This is a genomic window from Rhizobium sp. RHZ01 (assembly GCF_014851595.1).
Classification (GTDB): Bacteria; Pseudomonadota; Alphaproteobacteria; order Rhizobiales; family Rhizobiaceae; genus Rhizobium; species Rhizobium altiplani.
In genome coordinates this window covers 185,242-209,181 of record NZ_JACUZZ010000001.1, presented here as the reverse complement: position 1 = coordinate 209,181, position 23,940 = coordinate 185,242, and the positions used below count along the sequence as shown (strand labels likewise).

Genomic DNA, 23,940 nt, shown 5'->3' with positions numbered 1-23,940 from the left:
ACACCGATGACCATCTCAGCCTTTGATCACCCGTTTCTGTCCGGCCTGCTCGGCGACGAGGAGACGGCTTCGTATTTCTCCGCGGCGGCAGATATTCGCGCCATGCTCGGGTTCGAAGCAGCACTCGCCAGGGCCGAGGCCGTTCACGGTCTGATTTCGCATGAAGCGGCACGCCATATCGGCACGGTCTGCGCAACGTTTGAACCGAATGTCCTCAATCTGAGAACGGCCACGGCCCGCGACGGAGTTGTGGTTGCCGATCTTGTCAAACAGCTGCGCGAGGCAGTCGGGGAGCCGTACTTTGATTGCGTCCACCTCGGCGCCACGAGCCAGGATGTCATCGACACCAGCCTGATGGTTCGCCTGAAGGCAATCACGTTCCTGTTTTCAAACCGGCTCACGAAGCTTGCCAAGGTGTTCGACAGTCTCGACGCGCAGTTCGGGAAAAGCGCTTTGATCGGGCGGACCCGCATGCAGGCAGCGATCGCGATCACAGTCTCTGATCGTCTTCGCGCCTGGCGCGCACCGCTTGCCGGTTATCGGGACCGGCTGACCGAACAGGGCTTTCCCCTGCAGTTCGGCGGGGCAGCCGGTACTCTCGACAAGCTTCAGGATCTTGCCCCAGCCGTGCGCTCAGCCCTGGCCCAGGAGCTCGGCCTCTCAGACACGCCGCAATGGCAAAGCCAACGCGGGGTCATCGCGGATTTCGCCAATCTGCTGTCGCTCATCGGTGGCAGCCTTGGCAAATTCGGGCAGGATGTCGCGCTTCTGGCGCAGGCGGGCGATGAGATCGAGCTATCAGGGGGTGGCGGTTCGTCCGCAATGGCGCACAAGCAAAACCCGGTCGCAGCCGAAACGCTCGTTGCTCTGGCGCGCTTCAATGCGACCCAACTCTCCGGCATGCATCAGTCGCTGGTGCACGAACAGGAGCGATCGGGCGCGGCGTGGACGCTGGAATGGCTCATTCTGCCGCAAATGGTCATGGCGACGGCCACTTCGCTTCGCCTGGCGCTTGAACTGGCCGGCAATATCAAGCGAATTGGGCACAAATCATAACCCTCGGGGTATGAGTTTTGCCGTTTATTTCATTTTACATTACCGTTTTGAATGAGACACTATCGCCAAGGCTTTAGCTGTGAACTAAAGCGGCGTAGGAGTGCGCCATCGTCAATGGGAGGATTTATGAAACGGTTTGTCCTGGCCGCCGTTGCGGCAGTCGTCATGAGCACAGCGGCCTATGCCGATACCATCAAGGTCGGCGTCGTCGGGCCGTTCTCTGGTCCGTTCGCCCTGCAGGGCAAGAACTTCAAAGCCGGTATCGATGCCTACATGGCGATCAACGGCAACAAGGTCGGCGACAACACCGTCGAAGTGATCTATCGCGATCTGCCCGCGGCCGATCCGGCGCAGTCGAAGGCGCTGGCGCAGGAGCTGGTCGTCAAGGAAAAGGTCCAGTACCTCGCGGGATTCTATTTCACGCCTGACGCGATGGCCGTGACGCCGATCCTGAAGCAGGCGAATACGCCGCTCGTCATCATGAACGCGGCCACATCGGCAATCGTCACCAAGAGCCCGCTGGTGGTGCGCACCTCGTTTACGACGTGGCAGACCTCGACGCCGATCGCCAAGGTTGCCCATGACGCCGGCGTCAGCAAGGTCATCTCCGTTGTCAGCGACTACGGTCCGGGCGTCGACGCCGAGAATGCCTTCAAGGCAGCCTTCGAGAAGGAAGGCGGTCAGGTCGTCGAGGCAATCCGCATGCCGCTCTCGACCAACGATTTCAGCCCGATCATGCAGCGTATCAAGGATTCCGGCGCGCAGGGCGTTTTCGCCTTCCTGCCATCCGGTCCGACGACGCTCGGCTTCGTCAAGGCCTACAATGAAAACGGCCTCAAGGCTGCCGGTATCAAGTTCTTTGCGCCAGGTGACCTGACGCAGGAATCCGATCTTCCGGCACTTGGCGATGCTGCTCTCGGCATTCAGACAACCTTCCATTATGCCGTCTCGCATGATTCGCCGGAGAACAAGGCGTTTGTCGAGGCTGCAGCCAAGGCAATCGGCAGCAAGGCGGAACTGTCCTTCCCGGCCGTCGGTGCCTATGACGGCATGAATGTCATCTACAAGATGATCGAGGCGACCGGCGGCAAGCAGGATGCAGCCAAGGCAGTCGAGGCAGTCAAGGGCCTGACCTGGGTCAGCCCGCGCGGTCCGGTCTCGATCGATCCGGACAGCCGCCACATCACGCAGAACATCTACCTGCGCGAAGTCACCAAGGCCGATGATGGCACCTATTACAACAAGGAAGTCCAGACGTTCGAAAAGCAGGGCGACCCTGGCCTTGCGGCTGCGAAATAACGACCTCTGACATCTGTAGCGGACCGGGATGCTTGCGGCGCCGAGCGCGCTCTAAGCACCGCAATGCCGGCCCGCTCCAACAGCATCGGGATAGCCTCATGCAAACAGTCTTCAGCATAGCCGTCGATGCGCTTGCCTATGGCATGGTGCTGTTCGTCATCTCGATCGGTCTGTCGGTAACCATGGGATTGATGCGCGTCGTCAATCTCGCCCACGGCGCCTTCGCCATGATCGGCGGTTACATCGCGTCCTATACCGCGCGCGATCTCGGGCTTGGCTACGGTGTTGCGGTGATTGCCGCTGTCGTTGGGACCGTCATCATCGCAATTCCTGTCGAACGCTTTCTCTACAGGCGGATTTATGGGGCGCCAGAGCTGACGCAGGTGCTGATGACGATCGGCATTACCTTCTGCATCATCGGCATTGCCAACTATGTGTTTGGTCCAACCCTGAAGACGATCCCGCTGCCGTCAGGACTTCAGGGCTCGGCGGACCTTGGCTTCCGAACCATCCCTGTCCACCGCCTGTTTGCTATCCTGTGCGGTCTCGCAGTCGCGGGCGGACTTTGGTATGCGATCGAAAGGACCAGCTTTGGCGTGAAGCTGCGCGCCTCCGTCGACAATGCGGCGATGGCGGCAGCACTCGGGGTACGCACCGAGATCATCTATGCGCTAAGCTTTGCCGTCGCCGTTGGCCTTGCCGCCTTCGGCGGGGTTGTCGGCGCCGAACTGCTGCCGGTCGAACCCTACTACGCGCTGCGCTATATGGTGACCTTCCTCGTGGTCGTTTCGGTCGGCGGTGCCGGCTCCATCCCGGGCGCATTGATTGCCTGCCTCGTGCTCGGCGGCATAGATACGACAGGACGCTACCTGATGCCGGAATTCGGCGAATTCTTCTTCTACCTCGCGGTCATTGCGATCATCTGCATCTTCCCGCGCGGTCTGGCGGGAAGGACGAAATAGAATGGCTGCCGTCATGAACACCGAAGCAGGCGTTTCCGCCTCTGCCCGCCGCCACCGATCGCTTCACCGTGATGCGGCAGGCGCTGCGGCGATCCTGGTCGCTGCCGTCATCGGCTACTTCCTGTTTCCGGATAATCTTGCGCTGCTTACCCGCATCGTCGCCGTCGCCCTGCTTGTTCTCTCGCTTGATCTTGTCACGGGCTATTGCGGCGTCGCGACGCTTGGACACGCAGCCCTCTTCGGTTCGGGCGCCTATGCCGCGGGTATTCTCTCGGCGCATTATGGCATCAATGATCCGCTGCTGATGACCCTTGCGGGCATCGCTGGCGGTGCTGTCGCGGGACTGATCAGCGGTATCATTATCCTGCGTGGCCATGGCCTGCCGCAGCTCGTCCTGTCGATCGCGCTCATCCATCTCTTCCACGAGTTCGCCAACAAGGCGTCCAGCTGGACCGGCGGTAGCGACGGGCTGTCGGGGATCTCTGCCGACCCTATCCTCGGATATTTCGAATTCGATCTTTATGGCCATACCGCCTACGTCTTTGCGATTGTCCTGCTGCTCATCGTCTTTGTGCTTCTGCGTCTCATCGTGCGCTCGCCCTTCGGCATGTTGTGCCGTGGCATAAAGGAGGATCCGTTGCGCATTAAGGCCATGGGGGCCTCGCCAAAGGCTGGCCTGATGAAGATGTATGTGATCTCGGGTGCGGTCGCAGGCGTCGGTGGGGCACTCAACGCCATCACCACACAGGTCGTTGGCCTCGACAGCCTCTCCTTCACCCTGTCGGCGGAGTCACTGGTCATGCTCGTTCTTGGTGGCACGGGCTCACTGTTCGGTGGGCTTTCCGGCACGGTGATCTTCATGCTCTTCGAGGACTATGTCTCGGCGGCAAACCCATTCCACTGGCTGACGATGGTGGGCGCGCTTTTGATCGCCGTCGTCCTGTTCGCGCCGAAGGGGCTCTACGGCTCCGCCGCAGCCTTCTTTAATCGCAGGAAGGAGGCGGGACAATGAACGCCGTCTTCGAAGTTGCCAACCTGAAGAAATCCTTCGGCGGCCTTGCCGTGACAAACGATGTCTCGCTGTCGATGGCGCCGGGCGATCGCGTGGCGCTGATCGGACCGAACGGTGCTGGCAAAACGACCTTCGTCAATCTTGTGACCGGCAACTTGCAGCCCGATTCCGGCGATGTCCGGCTTGCGGGCGAGACTGTCACCAAAGTTGGTGCCAATGGACGTGTCAAGCGCGGCCTGGTGCGGTCCTTCCAGGTTACCCGGCTCTTCCTCGAGATGACTTCGGCCGAGCATGTCGCCCTTGCCATCCTCCAGCGTCAAGGACGCACGGGGCGCATGTTCGGGAATTTTCTTGCCATGCCCGATGTGATGGATGAAGTCAGCGAGCTGCTCAGTACGCTGGGGATCGCCCACCTCATGCATCGCAAGGTGAATGAGATTGCCTACGGCCAGCAGCGGCTCCTGGAAATCGCCATCGCGATGGCCCTCAGGCCAAAGGTGCTCCTGCTTGACGAGCCGGCCGCCGGCGTTCCCCAGAGTGACACCGGTCGCATCGAGCAGGCGATTGCCGACCTGCCCGCCGATCTTGCTGTGTTGATGATCGAGCACGACATGGATCTTGTTTTCCGTTTCGCCAAGCGCGTTGTCGTCCTCGCGGCAGGCACGATCATCTTTGATGGATCGCCCGCCGACGTGACCAAGGATGCCCGCGTTCGCGAGGCCTATCTCGGGAGCTATGCCAATGCCAGCCACGCCGCTTGAGGTCGAAAACCTGTCCGCCGGCTACGGGCCGACACGGGTTCTAGAAGGCATCTCATTCTCCGTTCCATCAGGCGCGCGCCTTGCCGTTCTAGGCCGCAACGGAATGGGCAAGACCACCCTGCTTGCGACGCTCGCCGGGCAGACCAAACGCTACGACGGCACGATCCGGATCGGTGGTGCCGACGTGACGGCCATGCCAAGTGCGTCACGCGCGCACAAGGGACTGGGCTATGTTCCGCAGGCGCGCTGCATCTTTCCGACATTGACGGTGGAGGAGAACCTCTTCGTCGGCCTCAAGGGCCGGCCGAAAAGCGCGCTTGAGGAAGCCTATGGCATGTTCCCGCGCCTGAAGGAGCGACGCCGCAATCTTGGCAACCAGCTTTCGGGCGGCGAACAGCAGATGCTGTCGACGGCACGCACGATCCTTGGTCGTCCGTCGGTGCTTCTGCTTGACGAGCCGCTGGAGGGCCTGGCACCCGTCATCTGCGAGGAGCTCATGGTTGCGTTCGCCGAGCTCGCGAAGACCGGCGACATGACGATCCTGCTGGTTGAACAACGCATCCAGAGCGCGCTTGATTTTGCCGACCATGTGATCGTGCTGGAGCGCGGGCGCCTCGCCTGGGCTGGGACGCCAAAGGCGCTGTCGGACGATCACGCGGCTGTCGAGCGCTTGCTTGGCGTTGGCGGTCTGCATTAGGCGGAGCAACCAGGGGGGCACGATCGTCGTCCTGCCCCGTGGCCAAACCGCCCGCGGCGCTCTCATACTATTGACGGAGAAGCATTCAATTGTATTCCGGCAGTCGAGAAACCATCTAATAGACAAGAAAAGTGGGCCATGCCGTCTCCCATCTTGTCAGGCGTCATCGTCCGTTTACTGAAAACAAACCATAAGCAGTTGCGTTCTGGCGTGAAAACCGATTGCTTAGAAATATCTACCATTCTGCTCGCAGCTGGTAGAAACGGCACGAAGGATACGGGTCGCCGACAAAACTCAACGCTTCGCTTGTTCGTCAAAGTATGATTACCATGGCGTAGAGAGGTCGGCCCATTTTGAAGACGCGATGAGTAAAGATCTGTTTCAGGTAAAGTTTTGGGGCGTTCGCGGCAGCATCCCGGTCTCGGGCCCCGAATTCGATCGCTATGGCGGCAACACCTCGTGTATCGAAATCCGCTGCGGTGAACACCGGATGATCTTCGACGCCGGATCAGGCGTGCGCGAAGCCGGGCTTGCCATGCTCAACGAGGATGTCAGGGATGTCGACCTGTTCTTCAGCCACTGCCATTACGACCACATCATCGGCCTGCCCTTCTTCAAGGCCATCTACTATCCGACGATCGACCTGACGATCTGGTCGGGCCATCTCGACGGCAAGATGAGCACACGCGAGATGATCGAGCAGTTCATCAGCCCACCGTGGTTCCCGGTCAAGACCGACATCTGCCAGGCGACGATGAGTTTCCGCGACTTTCACGCCGGCCAGACGCTGGAGCCGCGGCCCGGCGTCAAGATCAAGACGTTCATGTTGAACCATCCGGGCGGTGCAATCGGCTACCGCATTGAATGGCAGGGGCGCTCCGTCGCCCTGATCTACGATATCGAGCATGTTCCCGGCGTTTACGATCCGGTTGCGCTTGAAATGATGAAGGACGTCGATCTCGCCGTCTATGATTGCACCTACAACGAAGACGAGATGCAGCGCTTCAAGGGCTTCGGCCATTCCACCTGGCAGCATGGCGTCGAACTGGCCAAAATGGCGGGTACCAGGCAGTTTGCCTTGTTCCACCATGCTCCATCGCGAACCGACACGCAGCTCGAGCAGATGGAACATGAGGCCCAGGCCGCATTTCCAGGAGCTTTCGCCGCAAGGGACAATCAGGTCCTCGAAATCTAGTCCAGAAGATCGCGCGCCGACATCCAGGCGGCGCCCGGATGTTTCCCGGTCTCCTGGAAGAGGCGGGTCAGGAATTCCCACTCCGATGCACCGTGCACCAGATGGTGGGTGAGAACGCCAACGGGCTCGTCGTCTCGCGCAAAGCGCGCTTTCAATTCTGCCACCAATTCCGCGACAAGGTCGCCATGCGGACGGTTCCCACGCTGTCCGCGCTGGTTTACGACGTCGACATGCGTGTTCAAAAGGCGGATCGGGCTGTGAGACGTGGTCCTGCCGAATATCGACAGCACATCAAAACCCTGTGCTCCAAGCAGCGGGATGAGCTCGGCGCTAATCCTGTTCCAGGGCGGCACGACCATTGGAACGAGCGCGGGGCCGTAAAGGCCTTGAAGGATGACAAGACCATCGCGCAATTCGCCGAGCACGAGGTCCGCCGGCCGATGGCGGCCAAGCTCCTGTTTCTTTTCCTCCGGGCCGGCATGGTTTGCATGTGACCAGCCGTGAACGGCGACAAGGATATGGTTTTCCCGTAACAGGCGCGTTGCCAGTGCTTCGCCAGTCGAGGCTGGAATGACGGCAATGGTCAGCGGGACGGAAGCTTGACCTGTGAGGGCGAGCAGGCTCTCGAGCGCGTCGGTCGGCTCGATTGCATCATCGTCGCGAAGCCAAAGCCGTGCCCGGCGCCCCGCCGCCTGCCAACGGTCGAGTTCCCGTCGGAGCGGCAGCCAGATCTGATCGTCGGTCATGCTTTTCGTCTCACGTAAGTCTGCAAAATGGTGTCGAGGGCTTTCGCGGCGACCTTGAGCGAACGTTCTTCCAGAACGAATTGGCGCGCATTTGCACCCATTGTCGAGCGCCTCATGGGGTCGTCAAGCAAAGCCGCGATTGCCGCGGCAAAGCCAGGCAGATCGCCCTCTGCCGTCAGATAGCCGGTCGTGCCGTCGATGACCACCTCCGGAACGCCCGCCGTCCTCTGGGCGACCACCGGTAACCCGGCCGCCTGCGCCTCCAGATAGGCAAGCCCATAGGCTTCCCCGCAACCCGGCCACACATAGATGCCGGAGCGGCTGAGTTCAGCAGCGATTTGTCTGCCATTCAGCTCGCCGAGCCATTCAATACGGCCCGGTTCGAAGGCGCCAAACAGTTGCTCCACGTCGGCCCGCATCGCCCCATCACCGGCGATCGCCAGTGTCCAGGCGCGATCGCCAAGAAGCCTCAGCACCTTGGCCAGCATCGTGTAGCTCTTGATCTTGTCGCCGCCGCGCATCATGGCGACGGCGATCAGCCGTTGTGGCTTTGCCTTATGCAAGGCGGTCTCGAAAAGCGCAGTGTCGATGAAGGGCTTGAGTACGGAGAACGAGCCGGTCGGCAGGACTTCTGCCAGCCCCGCCCTGTCGCGTTCCGTAAAAGCGATGTTGACGGCCGCGTTACCGGCTCCGTCCACAACCAGTTTCTGCAGCGGTGCCCAATCGGTGGCGTCGCGCTTCGCCGAATAGGATGCCTCGGCCGTGACGTAGGGAATGGCGAACTCCCGGCAGAGCGTCGGTCCGAAGAAATCGGGTGACTTGTAGTAGGGATGGTAACAGAACCAGAGATCCGGGCGCAGCCCGCCTGACCAGTCCTTGCGGAGACGTTGCAGTTCCACCTGTCCCGCCGGCCATAGCCCGGCGGCATCCTCGGCGGTCGCAGCAAAACTGCGGAACTCAGAGACGACCTCGACGGAATGTCCGGCCAGTTCCAGTGCCTGCATGATGAGCCGCGCCATCTCACGGTCACCTGAGGGAACGGGATGGTTCGGGGACTTCAACGGTGCATAGAATGCAACCCGCATCAAAGCGCCTCCGTGGACACACACTGTTTACAATCGATGTCTGGGCTTGCCACGAGAAATTCCGCTATTGTCGGCTTCCTTAGGTTTTGCTGATAGCATGTGAAAGGCGATCACAATCAGAGACGGCGGCAATTCCACCTCAATTCCGTCCTCTCTATTGTATTTGTCATTTGGTATTCAAGAACGGGAATGAATGGCGACGGTCGCTGCCACCAGTATTTTTTCAGAGCGGACGATCAGGAGAGCTCGGCTTGGTTCCGGCCTCGTCATGTTTCTTTTTGTCCTGCTGCATCTGTCCAACCATGCGCTGGGTCTGATCTCCGTCCCGGTAGCCGACGATGGGCGGAGGCTTTTCCTGGCGATCTGGCGCAACCCTGTCGGAACCGTTGTCTTCTACGGCGCCGTCCTCGTTCACATCACGCTGGTGCTGAGGGCGGTCTACAGGCGCCGGAGCCTTGTCATGCCGGCGGGCGAGATGACCCAGATCGTACTCGGGATCGCGATCCCGCTGCTGTTGATCGACCATGTCATCGGCACGCGGATCGCCCATACGCTGTTTCACTACCGGGACGACTACGAGACGATCGTTCGGTTGCTCTGGATTACCTCTCCTGGTAACGGATGGCGCCAGATCATCGCACTGCTTGCCGTCTGGATCCATGGCTGTATCGGCCTGCACTTCTGGCTTCGCTACCGGCCTTGGTACGACACCATCGCCGCCATGCTTCTCGCGGTCGCGATCCTCTTGCCGGTGCTTGGCATACTCGGCTTCATTGAAATGGGAAGGACGATCGCGGAGCCGGCCTACGAGGGAATGGTCAACACCAACCGCTATCTCGAGAATCTCAATACGCGCTATTACTCGAACCCTGAGGCTCAACGCCAGCTTTCCATGATCCGCGCCGGCCTCTACGGCTCGTTTTCGGGCGCGCTTTTGATCGTCGTCGGCGCGCGGACATGGCGACGGTGGAGGGAGCGGGTCAACCAGATCACAGTGCGCTATCCGGGTGGCGAGGCGATCAGCGTGCCGCGCGGCTTTACGGTTCTGGAGGCAAGCCGGCTCGGTGGTTTGCCGCACTATTCCGTCTGCGGCGGCAAGGGGCAATGCTCGACCTGCCGCGTCCAGATCCTTGGCCGCTACGAGGATCTGCCGCCGCCTGACAAGCTCGAGCAATCGACGCTGAAGAGGATCAAGGCAGCACCCGATGTGCGGCTTGCCTGCCAGCTGCGGCCAACTCATGACGTGACGGTCGCACCGCTACTCGTTGCCGCGCCGGAGGCGACATTGCCGGCCAACACGCAGGAAACGAGCCCCGGACGCGAGCGTGAGATTACTGTTCTCTTCTGCGACATTCGCCATTTCACGTCACTGACGGAAATGCGTCTGCCCTTCGACATCGTATTTTTGCTCAACCGCTATTTCGCCCTGGTTGGCAACGCCGTTGAAAAGGCAGGCGGCCGTGTCGACAAGTTCATCGGTGACGGCGCCATGGCGCTCTTCGGCATCGGCAGCGCGCCTGAAGAGGCATGTCGCCAGGCGCTTGCCGCGGCAGCGGCCATCGTGCGCGACATCGAAAAGCTTGGCGTCGAGCTTTCGGACGAACTCTCCATGCCGCTTCACATCGCCATCGGAATTCACACGGGGCCCGCCGTCGTCGGAACGCTCGGCTATGGTCGGGTGCGCAGTCTCACGGCGATCGGCGACACCGTCAACGTTGCAAGCAGGCTGGAGACCGCAGCCAAGGAATTCGATGCAGCCATCGTCATTTCCGACGCGGTCGCAAGCCTTTCCGGGGCCGACACGGCGGGTGTGGAAAGCCGTGAAATCAGCGTGCGCGGTCGAGCTCTGCCCTTGAAAGTCTATGTGATTCCGAGCGACAAGGCCGCTGAACTGATCGAAGGAAAAGATGCATGACGAGCCGCGGCTGGCTCAACACCAAATTCTGGCAGAAACGGCTGCGAAAGGCGCGCAACGCTGTCGCAAAAAGGTTCTTCGATACTCGCACCGGCAGGCGGTTGCTGATCGAGAGCATCGGGCCGCGCGTCGTGTCGATGACGGTCGATGCTGGCGATCATCTGATGACCTTCTCGCCGTCCGACTACATTGGGCGCAAGGTCTTTCGAAAGGGGCATTTCGAGCGCGAGCATGTGGACCGCCTGATCGCGGTGCTGCGCGAGCGCGGGCTCATGCACGGGCGCTATCTTCTGGAGATTGGCGGCAACATCGGGACGCAGACCGTCTATTTCGCACTGAGCGGCGCCTATGATCACATCGTCAGCATCGAGCCCGATCCGCGCAACTTCCCCCTGCTGCAGACCAATATCCGCCAAAACAGGCTCGATCAAATGGTGACGCTGGTCAACTGTGCCGCCGGGGCGACGGCTGGCGAGATCGACTTCTTCATGAATGCCGACAATCACGGCAAGAGCAGCGCGTACCGGAAAAGTGCAAGCGACCAGAAAACGAGCGTCCCGGTCAAACCGGTGACCGAGATCCTCGATGAGCTCTCCATCGATCCCCTCGATATCGGCCTCGTCTGGATGGATATCGAGGGCTATGAGCCTGTCGCCTGCGCCTCGATGGCACCGCTCCTGTCGCGCCGCGTGCCGCTCTACATGGAATTCACGCCGCTCTTTTACGGACCGGAACAGACCCGCGATTTCATCAGGACGCTCGCCGGCTACTACGAGGATTGCCTGGTCTTCTTCGAGGAGGAAGAACAGGAGATGAAGGTCGTCAACCTGCCGGGCAGCATCGAACAGTACGACGTCTTGTTTCTTCCCTGATTATTTCCGCCGGTAGAGATAGTAGCGGCCTTCCTTGACGCCCGCCGGAAGTTCGAGCGGCTCCAGTTCCGGGCGATCCAGCGGCAGACCGCTGACGGCGATGCCATTCTTGGCAAGAACGCCTGCCATGAGTTGCGGCAGCCAGGTCAGTGTGATGGCGTCGATATCGTCATGCCCGGTGCCGATATCGGCATGGGCGAGTGCCGCTCCGATTCCCAGAAAGGCCTGGCCGGACTCGCGGATATCGCCGGTCACCATATTCTCCGACGGGGGTGTCGAAGACGAATAGGAGCGAACGTCGCGGTCGAAGGCAATGATGCGACGATCAGGAAAATGCTCGCGCAGATGATCATAGGTGCGGCCGTTGCCGAGGCCGAATTCCAGAACCGGCCCCTCGGTGCCGTTCACGAGCTCGACGATCGCATTCAATATGTCGCGCTGAGCCGTCAATCGACGGATGAAGCTGTCCAGGCGGCTCATCTATGTTCTTGTCCATTCAATCGTTTTTCGAAATCGGTGCTAGCACATGAAACTGTATGAAGTCGATTGCCGTAGATGGGAAAATGGCGTTGCAGTTACAGCATGGGTCTGTGCTAGGTTTCTCAGATGAACGACATCTCGAATGAAAGATTCTTTGCCGACGTACCCGTTTTCACCGATTTCGAGCGGGTAACCGATACGAGCAATTATCACCCGCTTCCCGACGGCTGGTTCCTGGCCCTTGCCGACATCGTCGGTTCGACGCAGGCGATCGCCGCCGGCCGCTACAAGGACGTCAACATGGCGGGCGTCAGCGTCATTTCAGCCGTCCTGAATGCGGTTGACAAGGGCGACTACCCGTTCGTGTTTGGCGGCGATGGTGCCGTGGTTGCGCTGCCGGGGAACCTCGAGAATGCGGCGCGAAGTGCACTTGCGGCAACGCAGCGATGGGTAGAGGAGGAAATGGGCCTGACGCTGCGCATTGCGGTCGTCCCGCTTGCCGATATTCGCAAGGAAGGCCTGGACGTTCGCGTCGCCCGTCACGCCGCCAGTCCCTTCGTAACCTATGCCATGTTTGCCGGCGGCGGAGCCAGCTGGGCCGAGCGCCAGATGAAGGCCGGACACTACGGCGTCGAGCCTGCACCGTCAGGGACGCGGCCGGATCTGACCGGTCTCTCCTGTCGGTGGAGCCCGATTGCGGCGCATAACGGCGAGATCGTCTCCATTATCGCCGTACCGGAAGAGGGCGGACGCCCCAGCCCGGAGTTTCGCAAGCTCGTAATGGAGGTGGTGGCTATCTCTTCAGAACAGGGCCGTGGCGGCCACCCGATTCCCGTGGATGGCCCTGAATTTGCCTTTTCTATGCAAGGCGTTGATCGTGAGGCACGGGCAACCGCACTGCCTGGAAAGAGACTGCTGCGGAAGCTGATCATCCTGTTTCAGGTCGCGCTTGTCGTCGCGCTCCACAGGCTGGGCATCAAGCTTGGCCGTTTCGATGCCCGGCGCTACACGCAAGACGTCTCCGGAAATTCAGATTTCCGCAAGTTCGACGACGGGTTGAAGATGACGATCGACGTCGATGCCGGCCATCTCGCCCGTATCCAGGCGCTCCTCGAAGAGGCGAAAGCAAAGGGCATTGCCCGTTACGGCCTGCACCGGCAGTCCTCGGCGCTGATGACCTGTTTTGTCCCGACACCGGTGTCACGCGACCACGTGCACTTTGTCGACGGTGCCAGCGGCGGCTACGCCGTCGCTGCCAGCCAGATCACGGGCAAGACACTGTCAGCAGTCGATATCACGCCTTGACGATGTGGTCGGCGAACAGCCCGAGGCGCGTGAAGACATTGCGGGTGTCGATGATCAGCCGCGCACTATCTGCAATCACCGCATAGTCGAGTTGATCATGGTCGGTTGCGACAAGAACTGCATCGTAGGCTTCCAGGGCTCCGGGCGTGAGATCAACCGATTTCCGGCCCTTCAGATGCTGATATTCGCGCGTCGAGGGGATCTCACCGACATGGGGATCGTGATAGTCGGCCTTGCCGCCGCGCTCTTCGATGATCTCCATCAGGCGCAATGAAGGGCTCTCGCGAATGTCGGCGACGTTCTTCTTGTAGGCGAGGCCAAGGATCAGGACCCGCGAGCGGCTGAGCGCCTTGCCGGCCTTGATGTCGAGTGTTTCGGCAAGTTTGCCGACGACATAACGCGGCATCGCCGAATTGATCTCGCCAGCGAGCTCGATAAAGCGCGTCGGCAACTCGTATTCGCGGGATTTCCAGGTGAGGTAGAAGGGATCGATCGGAATGCAGTGGCCGCCAAGGCCCGGGCCCGGGTAGAAGGGCATGTAGCCGAACGGTTTGGTCTTGGCCGCGTCGATCACTTCCCAGACATCGATTCCCATGGCGGCGTAGACGGTCTTCAGCTCGTTGACGAGCGCGATGTTGACCGACCGAAAGATGTTTTCGGTCAGCTTGACGGCTTCTGCAGTGGCGTTGGAAGACACCGGAACGACGGTTTTGACCGCAGCGCCGTAGAAGCTCTTCATCAGCGCCAGGGCCTCTGCGCCATCGCCGGCGACAACCTTCGGAATTGTCGCCGTGTGATAGTGCTGGTTGCCCGGATCCTCACGCTCGGGCGAGAATCCGACGAAGAAGTCGCGGCCGGATTTCAGGCCGGTTTTCTCCAGGATGACCTTGACGACATCATCCGTGGTGCCCGGATAGGTCGTCGATTCCAGCACCACGAGCTGGCCGGCACGCATATGCTCTGCAATCGACCGAGACGTTGCCTCCACAAAGGAAAGGTCAGGATCGCGATGCCTGGTGAGCGGGGTCGGCACACAGATGACAATGACGTCGCAGGCCGCAAGCTTGGAAAAATCCGTCGTGGCCGAAAAGCGCTGGCCGTCAATTTCGGCAGCGAGGTCGTCGCTTGCGACCGCATCGATATAGGAACGCCGCGCATCCAGGGAGACGATCTTGTTGGGGTCGATGTCAAAGCCGGTGACAGCAAAGCCGCAGCGGGCAATGGCGATTGCCAGCGGCAAGCCGACATAGCCGAGGCCTATGACACCGGCTCGGGCATTGCGGGTTTCGATCTTGTTTGAAAGGACGTCGTAGGTGGAGGAACTCGCCAAGGCAGGTCTCATCATAGTGCTGAAGGTACCTTGATCTAATGTAAGAGCGCACCAATTGAAACCCGCCGCCAAATCGACGTCCGTTGATGTAACCGCGAAGACTCGCGCTGCGGCTGTGCCTCGATCCTCCGGCAGTCCCGACCAGTGTGACCAAAAAGGCGCGGATGCCCCAAGAGATTTCATTGCAGGGTCAGAAAATGCGCAGATACCATTGTTTGGGATTGGTCCCGTGCCTATCTACATCGAATAACGAACCACGAGAAAGGACTGCCTATCCTACCCACTTTATCAAGGGTTTGACAGGTGCCGCTGCCGGGCTCCCGGCAGATCGTTGACACAATATTACCGCTCGTCCATCCTCCTTCCCGCCCTGCGCACGGCGTTGCTGCAGGCAGGGTTGTCGACGCTTTTCAGGAATGGACGTGCTTTATGAGGATACTACCAAGAATGGGCACGATCGAATCCAGCGTCTCCTCTATTTTGTTGGATCGGGTCGCTGAATGGCTGACGAATTCGTCGCTGGCCGGAGATGACCTCGAAAGCATCGTTCGCGGATTCTGCGAGCGTATTGCGGCGGCAGGGCTGCCGATCGCGCGCGTGCATCTGACGTTTTCGATGCTGCACCCGCTTTACGACGCATTGAGCTTTACATGGCGACGCGCAAGCGGTGTCACGATCGAGGGTTATCGCCATGCCGCCGGTCAGAAGCCGGACCGCTTCCTGCAGAGCCCCTACTACTATCTCCTGGACAATAACCTCCAGCACATCCGTCGCCGGATACCGGCCGACGGCCCAGCTGAATTCCCGGTCTTCCTCGACCTGCGCGATGAGCGCATCACCGACTATCTGGCTTTCGTCCAGCCATTCGGCGATGGCTCCGTCCAGGGCATGATGGGCTCATGGTCGACGGATAGCCACGCCGGCTTCTCCGACGACATGATCGATGCGCTGTTGCGCATGCAGAACCATCTTGCCGTTGCCGCGAAGATGGCGGTCTTAGGCAAGCTCGCCAACAACATGCTCACCACCTATCTCGGCGGTGATGCGGGAAAGCGGGTGTTGAATGGCCAGATCCGCCGTGGCGACGGCGAGACGATCCGTGCCGCTCTCGTCATGGGCGATATGCGCCAGTCGACCGTCTACGCCGAAAAAGAGGGGCGGCAGGCCTACATCGATACGCTGAACCAGTTCTTCGACGCGATCGCTGCGCCATTCAACCGCAATGGCGGTGAGATCCTGAGCTTCCTCGGCGACGGTTTCCTGGCCGTCTATCCCTGCGGCCGGCACAAGGATCCATCCAAGATTGCCTGTCAGGCAGCCCTTTCCGCGGTCCACCAGGCGCAAGCGCGTGTCGCGGAATTGAACCGGGAGCGACTGGATGCCGGCCTGACCAAGGTTTCCTACGGGATCGGCCTGCACGTCGGCAACGTCATGTTCGGCAATGTCGGCCTCAAGGATCGCCTGACTTTTTCGGCGTTCGGCTCGGCCGTCAACGAGGTCCAGCGCCTGCAATCGCTGACGAAGAAATATTCGAGCGAGGTCATCGCAAGCCAGGCCTTTGCCGGCTACTGCGGCGGCGAGTGGCGCACGCTCGGCGAGGAAAAGCTCCGCGGCATCCGCCAAAAAGTCACGGTCTTGCAGCCGCATGTGCCAGCACCCGTCCTGCATGTCGAAGAGAATTTCCGCGAGGTCGCACCGGCCGGACTTTCCGAGGCGGAGCAGGTCATTCTGCTTCATCGCGATGCTAGAAAGCAGGCCAAAAGACCGACGGTGGAGGAATTCGTCCAGTAGAGATACCAGGGCGCAGATTCAGCCGAGATTGAATCTTCCCCAGCCTGTAAAATGCCACGGTTTTCAAGTGTCCGTCATCAACTGGACACCCCGATTGCGGTACGGTAGTGTGCCTTAACGGGAACATGGAAAAACTGGGGAATTTCATTGGTATGGCGTCCGCCTCGGATCTGTTGCGCATCGAGAACCTCGACGTTTCTTTCTCGGTTTTCGGCGATCGCCTGCGCGTCGTAAAAAACGCGAATATCCGTATTTTGCCGGGCAAGGTCACTGCGCTCGTCGGAGAATCCGGCTCAGGTAAATCGGTCATCAGCCAAAGCATCATGGGCATCCTGCCAAACCCCGCAACGGCGGAGGGGCAGATCCTCTTTACCGACCCGCTGGATGGCAAGACGACGGACATTCTGCGCTATTCCCGCGACAGCGAGGAGATGCGTGACCTGCGTGGCCGCCGCATGGCGACGATCTTTCAGGAGCCGATGACCTCGCTGTCGCCGCTCCACACCGTCGGCAATCAGATCAGTGAAGCACTCCTCATCCACACGGAAGCCGACAAGAAGGAGGCGCGCGAAAGGACCGAGGAGATGCTGGGTCTTGTCGGCTTTGCCAATCCGAAGCGCACCTTCGACATGTACCCCTTCGAGCTCTCGGGCGGCATGCGCCAGCGCGCGATGATCGCAATGGCGCTGATCTGCAATCCGGCGCTCCTGATCGCCGACGAGCCGACCACGGCGCTCGACGTGACCATCCAGGCACAGATACTGGAGCTGCTGCGCGACCTGCAGCACAAGCTCGGAATGGCGATGCTGCTGATCACGCATGATCTCGGCGTCGTTGCCAACATGGCCGACGAGGTGGTGGTGATCTATCATGGCGAGATCATGGAGGCGGGACCGGTCGAGTCGATCTTCCTCAACCCGCAGCATCCTTACCTCAAGGGTCTGATGGCTGCCGTGCCGCATTTCGACATGAAGCCCGGCGAACGTCTCAAGGCGCTGCGCGACGTGCCTGTCAACCTGGAGTCCCTGATCGGCAAGAAGAAGGTGAAGGCCGAAGGGCCGGAGATCCTGCTTTCCGTCAACAATCTCTCCAAGACCTTCAAGACCCGCAACCGCGGCCTTTTTGGAACGCGCGAAGCCGCCGTCGTTCATGCTGTCGACGATGTCAGCTTTGACATCCGGCGGGGGGAATGCCTAGGGCTCGTCGGCGAATCCGGCTGCGGCAAGACGACGGTCAGCAAGATCCTGATGCGGGCCGTGACGCCGAACGGTGGCTCGGTGATCTTCAACGATGGCAAGGACGTCATCGACGTCCTGTCTGTTTCCGGCGACGATCTGCAGGAGCTGCGCACCAAGATACAGATGGTATTCCAGGATCCGGTCTCGTCGCTGTCACCGCGCATGACCGTGCGCAACATCCTCAGCGAGCCGCTGGAGATCCACGACCGCGGGGATAGCGCCGAGCGCAAGCAGAGGGTAGAGGCGCTGATGGGTGCGATCGGCCTCGACCGGCGCTATCTGAACCGCTACCCGCACAGTTTTTCCGGCGGGCAGCGCCAGCGCATCGGCATTGCGCGCGCGCTGGCACTCGGGCCAAAGCTCATCATTCTCGACGAGCCCGTATCGGCCCTCGACGTTTCCGTCCAGGCACAGATCCTGAACCTTTTGAAAGACCTGCAGAAGGATCTCGGGCTGACATATCTCTTCATTTCGCACAATCTGGCGGTTGTCGACTACATGGCCGACCGCATCGCGGTGATGTGCAAGGGGCGCATCGTCGAGATTGCCCCGCGCGAGATCATTCTGCGCGATCCGGTGCATCCCTATACGAAGTCGCTCCTGGCGGCGGTCCCCTTCCCCGACCTCAACCGTCCGCTCGATTTCGAGGCGCTGAGAAGAAACGGCGCCGCAGACAAGCAGAACTGGGGCATTACCTTTACGGCGGAGCATGATGATGCGTCCGAGCTCGCCTACGCTGATCTCGGCAACGGCCATCTTGTGCGTGCCCGCAAGGGTGCAGACGCAAAGGAGCTTCGCTCATGGTAACGCGGCGCACGTTTCTCGGTGGTCTTATCGGTTCGGCAGTGCTGCCCTCGGCTGTCAAGGCGGCGGAGGATCGTGATATCGAACCCGAATTCCTCAGGGATTGGCTGCGCGCAGGGCGCATTCCTCCCATGGTGGATCGCCTGCCGACGCATCCGCGGATCGTCAAGATGAAGGATACGGGGCGCCTGCCGGGCGTCTATGGCGGCACGGTGCGCACGATCATCGGCAGCCAGAAGGATATCCGCTACATGACCGTCTATGGCTATTCGCGCCTGGTCGGTTACGACAAGCATCTGATGTTCCAGCCGGATATTCTCCTGGGTTTCGAATCCAAGGATGACACGGTCTTCACCTTCTATCTCCGCGAAGGTCACCGCTGGTCCGACGGTGCACCCTTTACGGTGGACGATTTCCGCTACTGGTGGGAGGACGTGATCCACAACAAGGACCTGACACCTGGTGGTGGCGCGCTCGAGTTGCGACCCCATGGCACATTGCCGAAATTCGAAGTGCTCGACGCTTTGACGGTTCGCTACACCTGGGAGCGACCCAATCCGATGTTCCTGCCGGCGCTTGCCGGCCCTCTGCCGCTCGTGATCTTCGGGCCGGGGCACTATCTCAAGCAGTTTCACAAGAAATACCAGGACGATTTCCGTATTTCGGCGCTGATGAAGGAAAACCGCGTCAAGAAGTGGGCGGATCTGCACATCAAGATGTCGCGTTCCTCGCGTCCTGAAAATCCGGAACTGCCAACGCTCGATCCCTGGCGCAACACGACGCCTCTGCCGGCCGACCAATTCGTGTTCGTGCGAAACCCGTTTTTCCATCGCATCGACGAGAACGGGGTACAACTTCCCTACATCGACAAGTTCATCCTCAACGTCAGTTCATCCTCGATCATCGCCGCCAAGGCGGGCGCCGGTGAATCCGACCTGCAGGCCACTGGCGTCGACTTCAACGATTACACATTCCTCAAGGACGCCGAAAAGCGGTTCCCCGTGAAGGTCAACCTGTGGAAGCAGGTACGCGGATCGCGCGTGGCGCTCCTGCCGAACCTCAACTGCGCCGACGAGGTCTGGCGCAAGCTGTTCCGGGAAACGCGCTTCCGCCGGGCGCTGTCGATGTCGATCGATCGGCATGAGATCAACATGGTTGCCTTCTATGGTCTCGGCAAGGCAAGCGCTGATACCGTTTTGCCCGATAGCCCCCTCTTCAGACCCGAATATGCGGAAGCCTTCATTGCCCATGATCCCGATCAGGCAAACAAGCTCTTGGACGAGCTCGGGCTGGCGAACCGTGGCGCCGATGGCATTCGGCTGTTGCCGGATGGTCGCCGTGCCGAAATCACCGTGGAGACCGCTGGCGAAAGCAACCTCGACACGGACGTTTTGGAACTGGTGCGTGATCATTGGTTTGAGGTCGGTCTTGCTCTTTATACCCGCACCTCACAACGCGACGTTTTCCGCAGCCGCGCCATGAGCGGCACGATCATGATGTCGATCTGGTACGGCATCGAGAACGGGGTTGCGACCGCGGACATGTCTCCGGGGCAGCTTGCGCCAACCGTCGACGATCAACTGCAATGGCCGCTTTGGGGGATGTATCACCTGTCGGCCGGGCAGGAAGGCAGCGCGCCGGACCTTGAGGAAGTGCAGCAGCTCGTCGCGCTTCTCAAACAGTGGGGTGATACCTCGAGATTCGAAGAGCGAGAGGTGATCTGGCATCAGATGCTGGCGCTCTATACCCAGCAGGTTTTCTCGATCGGCCTCATCAACAGCACGCTGCAGCCGATCGTCCGATCCGCCAAATTGCAGAACGTGCCGGATGAGGGCCTCTATGGTTTTGACCCGACATCCTATCTCGGCCTCTACATGCCGGATGCCTTCTGGTTCAAGGAGGCTTGAGGGATGCTGAAATACATCCTCTGGCGCATTGCTGCGATGGTGCCGACACTGTTCATCATCTCGGCGCTGGTCTTCACCATCATCGAACTTCCGCCGGGCGACTTTTTCGAAAGCCAGATCGCCGAGCTGCGGGCGCAGGGCGAGAGTGCCAACCTGCAGGAAATCGAAGAACTCAGGATACAATACGGTTTCGACAAGCCTGAGATCGTCCGCTACTTCTTCTGGGTCGGCGGCATGCTGCACGGGGACTTCGGCTATTCGTTCGAATATCAGCTGCCGGTCTCGGAAGTCGTCGGTGATCGTCTCTGGCTGACGATGCTCGTTTCCTTTTCCACGATCCTGCTGACGTGGTTGATCGCCTTTCCGATCGGGATCTATTCGGCGACCCATCAGTATAGTTGGGGCGACTACGGGCTGACCTTTCTCGGCCTGCTCGGCATCGCCATCCCGAACTTCATGCTGGCCCTGATCCTGATGTACTTCGCCAACATCTGGTTCGGCGTCTCGATCGGCCACTTGATGGACCAAAGGTTCCTGAACGAACCGATGAGCTGGGAAAAGGCGCGGTCCATTCTCTCGCATCTGTGGATTCCGGTCATCATCGTCGGCACGGCGGGAACGGCCGGCATGATCCGCCGGCTTCGCGCCAATCTGCTCGACGAGATGCAGAAACAATACGTCGTCACCGCCCGCGCCAAGGGGCTTCACCCGCTTCGCGCGCTCGTGAAGTATCCACTGCGCATGGCTCTCAACTTCTTCGTCGCCGATATCGGATCGATCCTGCCTTCGATCATCTCAGGGGCGGAAATCGTCGCCATCGTGCTGTCGCTCGAGACGACAGGGCCCATGCTCATCAAGGCCCTGCAGAGCCAGGACATGTATCTTGCGGGTTCGTTCCTGATGTTCCTCGCCTTCCTCAACGTCATCGGGGTTCTCGTCTCCGATATCGCACTTGGCTTTCTCGATCCGCGTATCCGCCTGCAAGGCAGGAGCACCAAATAGATGTCGCCCTTGCCACCGCCCGGCGCGCCGATGCCGCATTATGTTTCGACCGCACCCTTCGATCCCATGGCGACCGAGGGGATGACGGCTGCGCAATCGCGCATCCACCTTGCCTCGCAGAAGCAGTTGATGTGGTGGAAGTTCAAGCAGCACCGGCTGGCACTTGCCTCCGGCATTTTTCTGCTTGCGCTCTACTCCATGATTATCGTCGTCGAGTTCATTGCGCCCTATGGGCTGCATACCAAGAATGTGGACTTCATCCATTCCCCGCCACAGCGCGTGCACTTCTTCCACGATGGCAAATTCGTCGGCCCCTTCGTCTACGGGCGCAGCATGTCGCTCGATCTCGACACCCTCCATCGGCTTTACTCCGACAAGCCGGATGAGGTGCAGCCGATCCGCTTCTTCTGCCGCGGCGATTCCTACAAGTTCTGGGGACTGGTCAAATCGGATCTTCACCTGGTTTGCCCGGCAGTCGGCGGGCAGATGTTCCTGCTTGGCACTGACCGCCTCGGCCGTGACGTGCTGTCGCGCATTCTCTATGGCGCCCGCATATCGCTGACGATCGGCCTGATCGGTATCGCCATCAGCTTCTGCCTCGGTATCGTCATCGGCGGATTGGCAGGCTATTGGGGCGGTGTCTTCGATCTGATCGTCCAGCGCCTCATCGAAGTTCTTCAGTCGCTGCCAAGCCTGCCGCTCTGGATGGCGCTGGCGGCGATCATGCCTGTCACGTGGAGCCCCATCGTCATCTATTTCGGGATCACGGTCATCCTCGGTATCATCGACTGGACTGGTCTTGCGCGAGCCGTGCGCTCAAAGCTCTTGGCCCTGCGTGAAGAGGATTATGTCCAGGCTGCCCAGCTGATGGGCGCCAGCACGCCGCGCATCATCGGCCGGCATCTTGTTCCAGGCTTCATGTCCCACCTGATCGCCTCTGCCACGATCTCGATTCCCGGCATGATTCTCGGTGAGACGGCGCTCAGCTTCCTTGGCCTCGGTCTGCGCCCGCCGATCACCAGCTGGGGTATTCTGCTGACAGAAGCAAAGAGCGTAAGCGTCATCGCCTTCTATCCATGGTTGCTTTTTCCGATTATACCTGTCGTTCTGGTGATTTTGGCGTTCAACTTTCTGGGAGACGGCTTGCGCGATGCGGCAGATCCCTACAAATAGCGGCCAGCCCGGCGGAGCACTGCTTTGTCTTTTGACGGCCAGCAATAAACCGGCGGTGCTCGTATGATCCACAGCGCAGAAGGATTGCCCATGGCACGGCGCCTGGAAGATGCCCGTATCCTCATGTACAGCCACGACACGTTCGGGCTCGGCCACTTGCGCCGCTGCCGCGCGATCGCGCATGCTCTGGTCGAGGACTATCGCGGGCTTAATATTCTGATCATCTCAGGAGCCACGATTGCCGGCGCGTTCGACTACCGGGCGCGCGTCGACTTCGTGAAGATCCCGAGTGTCATCAAGCTTCGCAACGGCGAATATACGTCGATGGCAAGCCATATCGATCTGCATGAAACGCTGAAGATGCGTGAATCGAGTATCCGACACACCGCAGAGACCTTCCAGCCCGACATTTTCATCGTCGACAAGGAACCGATGGGACTGAAGGGCGAAGTCGAGGAGACGCTGGCCTATCTGAAGGCGCAGGGCACCGTTCTGGTGCTTGGCCTGCGCGAGATCATGGATGCCCCCCACCTGCTTGATGCAGAATGGAAGCGGAACGGCATCATGCAGAAGATCGACCAGTATTACGATTCCATCTGGGTCTATGGACCGCCTGATTTCTATGATCCGCTGATCGGCCTGGACGTGCCGGCAAGTGTGCGCAGAAAGATGGATTTCGTCGGATTTCTGCAGCGCAGTGTCTCGACGAACAAGACCTCGATCAATGCGCGCTCGGACAACTACATTCTGGTCACGACCGGCGGTGGCGGCGATGGGTCCGATCTCGTTCACGATGTCATGAACGCCTATGAGCAAGACCCTTCCCTGCAGCAAAAGGCGCTTGTCGTGCTCGGCCCCTATATGCCGGCTGCGGAGCGCTCAAAGCTGGTCGCCAAAGGGTCCCGCATTCCCTACATAGAGGTGATCGAGTTCGACAATAATATGGAAGAGCTGATCGTGGGGGCCACCGGCGTTGTGGCCATGGGTGGCTATAACACCTATTGCGAAATCCTTTCATTCGACAAGCCTGCACTCATTGTTCCCCGGGTGAAGCCACGCGAAGAGCAGCTGCTGCGCGCCAGGCGAGCGAGTGAGCTTGGCCTGATCGACATGCTGCTGCCGGACCAGTCGGCAGATCCCAAGGTGATGTCCGAGGCCCTGAAACGACTTCCCGAACGCGCACCGCCGTCCAAAAGCGGCTGTACCTTGCAGTTGCAGGGCCTCGATCACATTTCGCAGACGGTCGGACATTGGCTGGATGGCCGGGGCTCGCATCTGTCCGTCGTCGGAGCCGAGTGAAGAACAAGATC

At 60.1% G+C, this 23,940-nt stretch carries 20 protein-coding genes; 16 read left to right on the top strand and 4 right to left on the bottom strand.

What is annotated here, in order from left to right; genetic code table 11:
• The first annotated feature begins 6 nt into the window (after positions 1 to 6).
• The 7 genes from IB248_RS00900 (at position 7) to IB248_RS00870 (ending at position 6,982) form a co-directional block, all read left to right on the top strand.
• On the top strand, positions 7 to 1,056 hold the full coding sequence (locus IB248_RS00900; protein ID WP_192240033.1) for a 3-carboxy-cis,cis-muconate cycloisomerase: 1,050 nt from the start codon (positions 7 to 9) through the stop codon (positions 1,054 to 1,056).
• A gap of 126 nt (positions 1,057 to 1,182) precedes the next feature.
• Positions 1,183 to 2,355: an ABC transporter substrate-binding protein gene (locus tag IB248_RS00895; RefSeq protein WP_192240032.1), complete on the top strand. Its 1,173-nt coding sequence runs from the start codon at positions 1,183 to 1,185 to the stop codon at positions 2,353 to 2,355.
• Between the two features lie 98 nt (positions 2,356 to 2,453).
• Positions 2,454 to 3,317 (top strand): branched-chain amino acid ABC transporter permease, encoded by an 864-nt coding sequence (locus IB248_RS00890; protein WP_192240031.1) that lies wholly within the window; start codon positions 2,454 to 2,456, stop codon positions 3,315 to 3,317.
• 1 nt (position 3,318) lies between these two features.
• Positions 3,319 to 4,329, top strand: a complete 1,011-nt coding sequence (locus tag IB248_RS00885) for a branched-chain amino acid ABC transporter permease (RefSeq protein ID WP_192240030.1) — start codon at positions 3,319 to 3,321, stop codon at positions 4,327 to 4,329.
• Positions 4,326 to 5,090, top strand: a complete 765-nt coding sequence (locus IB248_RS00880) for an ABC transporter ATP-binding protein (RefSeq protein WP_192240029.1) — start codon at positions 4,326 to 4,328, stop codon at positions 5,088 to 5,090. The genes IB248_RS00885 and IB248_RS00880 overlap by 4 nt, the downstream gene beginning before the upstream one ends.
• Positions 5,071 to 5,787: an ABC transporter ATP-binding protein gene (locus IB248_RS00875; protein WP_192240028.1), complete on the top strand. Its 717-nt coding sequence runs from the start codon at positions 5,071 to 5,073 to the stop codon at positions 5,785 to 5,787. The genes IB248_RS00880 and IB248_RS00875 overlap by 20 nt, the downstream gene beginning before the upstream one ends.
• A gap of 364 nt (positions 5,788 to 6,151) precedes the next feature.
• Positions 6,152 to 6,982: an MBL fold metallo-hydrolase gene (locus IB248_RS00870; RefSeq protein WP_192240027.1), complete on the top strand. Its 831-nt coding sequence runs from the start codon at positions 6,152 to 6,154 to the stop codon at positions 6,980 to 6,982.
• Here IB248_RS00870 and IB248_RS00865 read toward each other — a convergent pair.
• Both IB248_RS00865 and IB248_RS00860 read right to left on the bottom strand, forming a co-directional pair.
• Positions 6,979 to 7,728: a polysaccharide deacetylase family protein gene (locus IB248_RS00865; protein WP_192240026.1), complete on the bottom strand. Its 750-nt coding sequence runs from the start codon at positions 7,726 to 7,728 to the stop codon at positions 6,979 to 6,981. The genes IB248_RS00870 and IB248_RS00865 overlap by 4 nt on opposite strands.
• On the bottom strand, positions 7,725 to 8,813 hold the full coding sequence (locus IB248_RS00860) for a glycosyltransferase family 4 protein (RefSeq protein ID WP_192240025.1): 1,089 nt from the start codon (positions 8,811 to 8,813) through the stop codon (positions 7,725 to 7,727). Before IB248_RS00860 ends, IB248_RS00865 begins: the two co-directional genes overlap by 4 nt.
• 193 nt (positions 8,814 to 9,006) lie before the next feature.
• Here IB248_RS00860 and IB248_RS00855 point away from each other — a divergent pair, with 193 nt between their 5' ends.
• Together IB248_RS00855 and IB248_RS00850 are read left to right on the top strand one after the other, a co-directional pair.
• Positions 9,007 to 10,728: an adenylate/guanylate cyclase domain-containing protein gene (locus IB248_RS00855; protein WP_192240024.1), complete on the top strand. Its 1,722-nt coding sequence runs from the start codon at positions 9,007 to 9,009 to the stop codon at positions 10,726 to 10,728.
• Entirely contained in the window at positions 10,725 to 11,600 is an 876-nt protein-coding gene (locus IB248_RS00850) for an FkbM family methyltransferase (RefSeq protein WP_192240023.1), read from the top strand. The genes IB248_RS00855 and IB248_RS00850 overlap by 4 nt, the downstream gene beginning before the upstream one ends.
• Here IB248_RS00850 and IB248_RS00845 read toward each other — a convergent pair whose 3' ends face one another.
• The gene (locus IB248_RS00845) at positions 11,601 to 12,080 is read right to left on the bottom strand and encodes a class I SAM-dependent methyltransferase (RefSeq protein WP_192240022.1); all 480 of its coding nucleotides are present in this window, start codon (positions 12,078 to 12,080) and stop codon (positions 11,601 to 11,603) included.
• A gap of 126 nt (positions 12,081 to 12,206) precedes the next feature.
• Between IB248_RS00845 and IB248_RS00840 the strand changes: the two genes are divergently transcribed.
• Positions 12,207 to 13,385, top strand: a complete 1,179-nt coding sequence (locus IB248_RS00840) for a DUF3095 domain-containing protein (protein ID WP_192240021.1) — start codon at positions 12,207 to 12,209, stop codon at positions 13,383 to 13,385.
• Here IB248_RS00840 and IB248_RS00835 read toward each other — a convergent pair.
• Positions 13,375 to 14,730: a nucleotide sugar dehydrogenase gene (locus tag IB248_RS00835; RefSeq protein ID WP_192240020.1), complete on the bottom strand. Its 1,356-nt coding sequence runs from the start codon at positions 14,728 to 14,730 to the stop codon at positions 13,375 to 13,377. The two genes, IB248_RS00840 and IB248_RS00835, sit on opposite strands and share 11 nt — an antisense overlap.
• Before the next feature lie 432 nt (positions 14,731 to 15,162).
• Between IB248_RS00835 and IB248_RS00830 the strand changes: the two genes are divergently transcribed.
• From IB248_RS00830 to IB248_RS00805, 6 genes are all read left to right on the top strand, one after another.
• Positions 15,163 to 16,506, top strand: a complete 1,344-nt coding sequence (locus IB248_RS00830) for an adenylate/guanylate cyclase domain-containing protein (RefSeq protein ID WP_192240019.1) — start codon at positions 15,163 to 15,165, stop codon at positions 16,504 to 16,506.
• Between the two features lie 152 nt (positions 16,507 to 16,658).
• Positions 16,659 to 18,551, top strand: a complete 1,893-nt coding sequence (locus tag IB248_RS00825) for an ABC transporter ATP-binding protein (RefSeq protein WP_192240018.1) — start codon at positions 16,659 to 16,661, stop codon at positions 18,549 to 18,551.
• Positions 18,545 to 20,455, top strand: a complete 1,911-nt coding sequence (locus IB248_RS00820) for an ABC transporter substrate-binding protein (protein ID WP_192240017.1) — start codon at positions 18,545 to 18,547, stop codon at positions 20,453 to 20,455. Before IB248_RS00825 ends, IB248_RS00820 begins: the two co-directional genes overlap by 7 nt.
• A 3-nt stretch (positions 20,456 to 20,458) precedes the next feature.
• The gene (locus IB248_RS00815; protein ID WP_169683721.1) at positions 20,459 to 21,457 is read left to right on the top strand and encodes an ABC transporter permease; all 999 of its coding nucleotides are present in this window, start codon (positions 20,459 to 20,461) and stop codon (positions 21,455 to 21,457) included.
• Positions 21,458 to 22,630 carry an ABC transporter permease gene (locus IB248_RS00810; RefSeq protein WP_169683720.1) on the top strand — a complete coding sequence of 391 codons (1,173 nt, stop codon included), beginning with the start codon at positions 21,458 to 21,460 and terminating at the stop codon, positions 22,628 to 22,630. It begins immediately after the preceding gene.
• Between the two features lie 90 nt (positions 22,631 to 22,720).
• The gene (locus IB248_RS00805; RefSeq protein WP_192240016.1) at positions 22,721 to 23,929 is read left to right on the top strand and encodes a glycosyltransferase family protein; all 1,209 of its coding nucleotides are present in this window, start codon (positions 22,721 to 22,723) and stop codon (positions 23,927 to 23,929) included.
• Positions 23,930 to 23,940 lie beyond the last annotated feature (11 nt).

Bases quoted from the DNA above. Each gene is read 5' to 3' on its own strand.
- IB248_RS00890 (WP_192240031.1), top strand. From the start codon at position 2,454: ATGCAAACAGTCTTCAGCATAGCCGTCGATGCGCTTGCCTATGGCATG.
- IB248_RS00830 (WP_192240019.1), top strand. From the start codon at position 15,163: ATGGGCACGATCGAATCCAGCGTCTCCTCTATTTTGTTGGATCGGGTC.
- IB248_RS00880 (WP_192240029.1), top strand. From the start codon at position 4,326: ATGAACGCCGTCTTCGAAGTTGCCAACCTGAAGAAATCCTTCGGCGGC.
- IB248_RS00900 (WP_192240033.1), top strand. From the start codon at position 7: ATGACCATCTCAGCCTTTGATCACCCGTTTCTGTCCGGCCTGCTCGGC.
- IB248_RS00825 (WP_192240018.1), top strand. From the start codon at position 16,659: ATGGCGTCCGCCTCGGATCTGTTGCGCATCGAGAACCTCGACGTTTCT.
- IB248_RS00805 (WP_192240016.1), top strand. From the start codon at position 22,721: ATGGCACGGCGCCTGGAAGATGCCCGTATCCTCATGTACAGCCACGAC.
- IB248_RS00875 (WP_192240028.1), top strand. From the start codon at position 5,071: ATGCCAGCCACGCCGCTTGAGGTCGAAAACCTGTCCGCCGGCTACGGG.
- IB248_RS00820 (WP_192240017.1), top strand. From the start codon at position 18,545: ATGGTAACGCGGCGCACGTTTCTCGGTGGTCTTATCGGTTCGGCAGTG.
- IB248_RS00865 (WP_192240026.1), bottom strand. From the start codon at position 7,728: ATGACCGACGATCAGATCTGGCTGCCGCTCCGACGGGAACTCGACCGT.
- IB248_RS00810 (WP_169683720.1), top strand. From the start codon at position 21,458: ATGTCGCCCTTGCCACCGCCCGGCGCGCCGATGCCGCATTATGTTTCG.
- IB248_RS00870 (WP_192240027.1), top strand. From the start codon at position 6,152: ATGAGTAAAGATCTGTTTCAGGTAAAGTTTTGGGGCGTTCGCGGCAGC.
- IB248_RS00850 (WP_192240023.1), top strand. From the start codon at position 10,725: ATGACGAGCCGCGGCTGGCTCAACACCAAATTCTGGCAGAAACGGCTG.
- IB248_RS00895 (WP_192240032.1), top strand. From the start codon at position 1,183: ATGAAACGGTTTGTCCTGGCCGCCGTTGCGGCAGTCGTCATGAGCACA.
- IB248_RS00815 (WP_169683721.1), top strand. From the start codon at position 20,459: ATGCTGAAATACATCCTCTGGCGCATTGCTGCGATGGTGCCGACACTG.
- IB248_RS00855 (WP_192240024.1), top strand. From the start codon at position 9,007: ATGGCGACGGTCGCTGCCACCAGTATTTTTTCAGAGCGGACGATCAGG.
- IB248_RS00840 (WP_192240021.1), top strand. From the start codon at position 12,207: ATGAACGACATCTCGAATGAAAGATTCTTTGCCGACGTACCCGTTTTC.
- IB248_RS00845 (WP_192240022.1), bottom strand. From the start codon at position 12,080: ATGAGCCGCCTGGACAGCTTCATCCGTCGATTGACGGCTCAGCGCGAC.
- IB248_RS00885 (WP_192240030.1), top strand. From the start codon at position 3,319: ATGGCTGCCGTCATGAACACCGAAGCAGGCGTTTCCGCCTCTGCCCGC.
- IB248_RS00860 (WP_192240025.1), bottom strand. From the start codon at position 8,813: ATGCGGGTTGCATTCTATGCACCGTTGAAGTCCCCGAACCATCCCGTT.
- IB248_RS00835 (WP_192240020.1), bottom strand. From the start codon at position 14,730: ATGATGAGACCTGCCTTGGCGAGTTCCTCCACCTACGACGTCCTTTCA.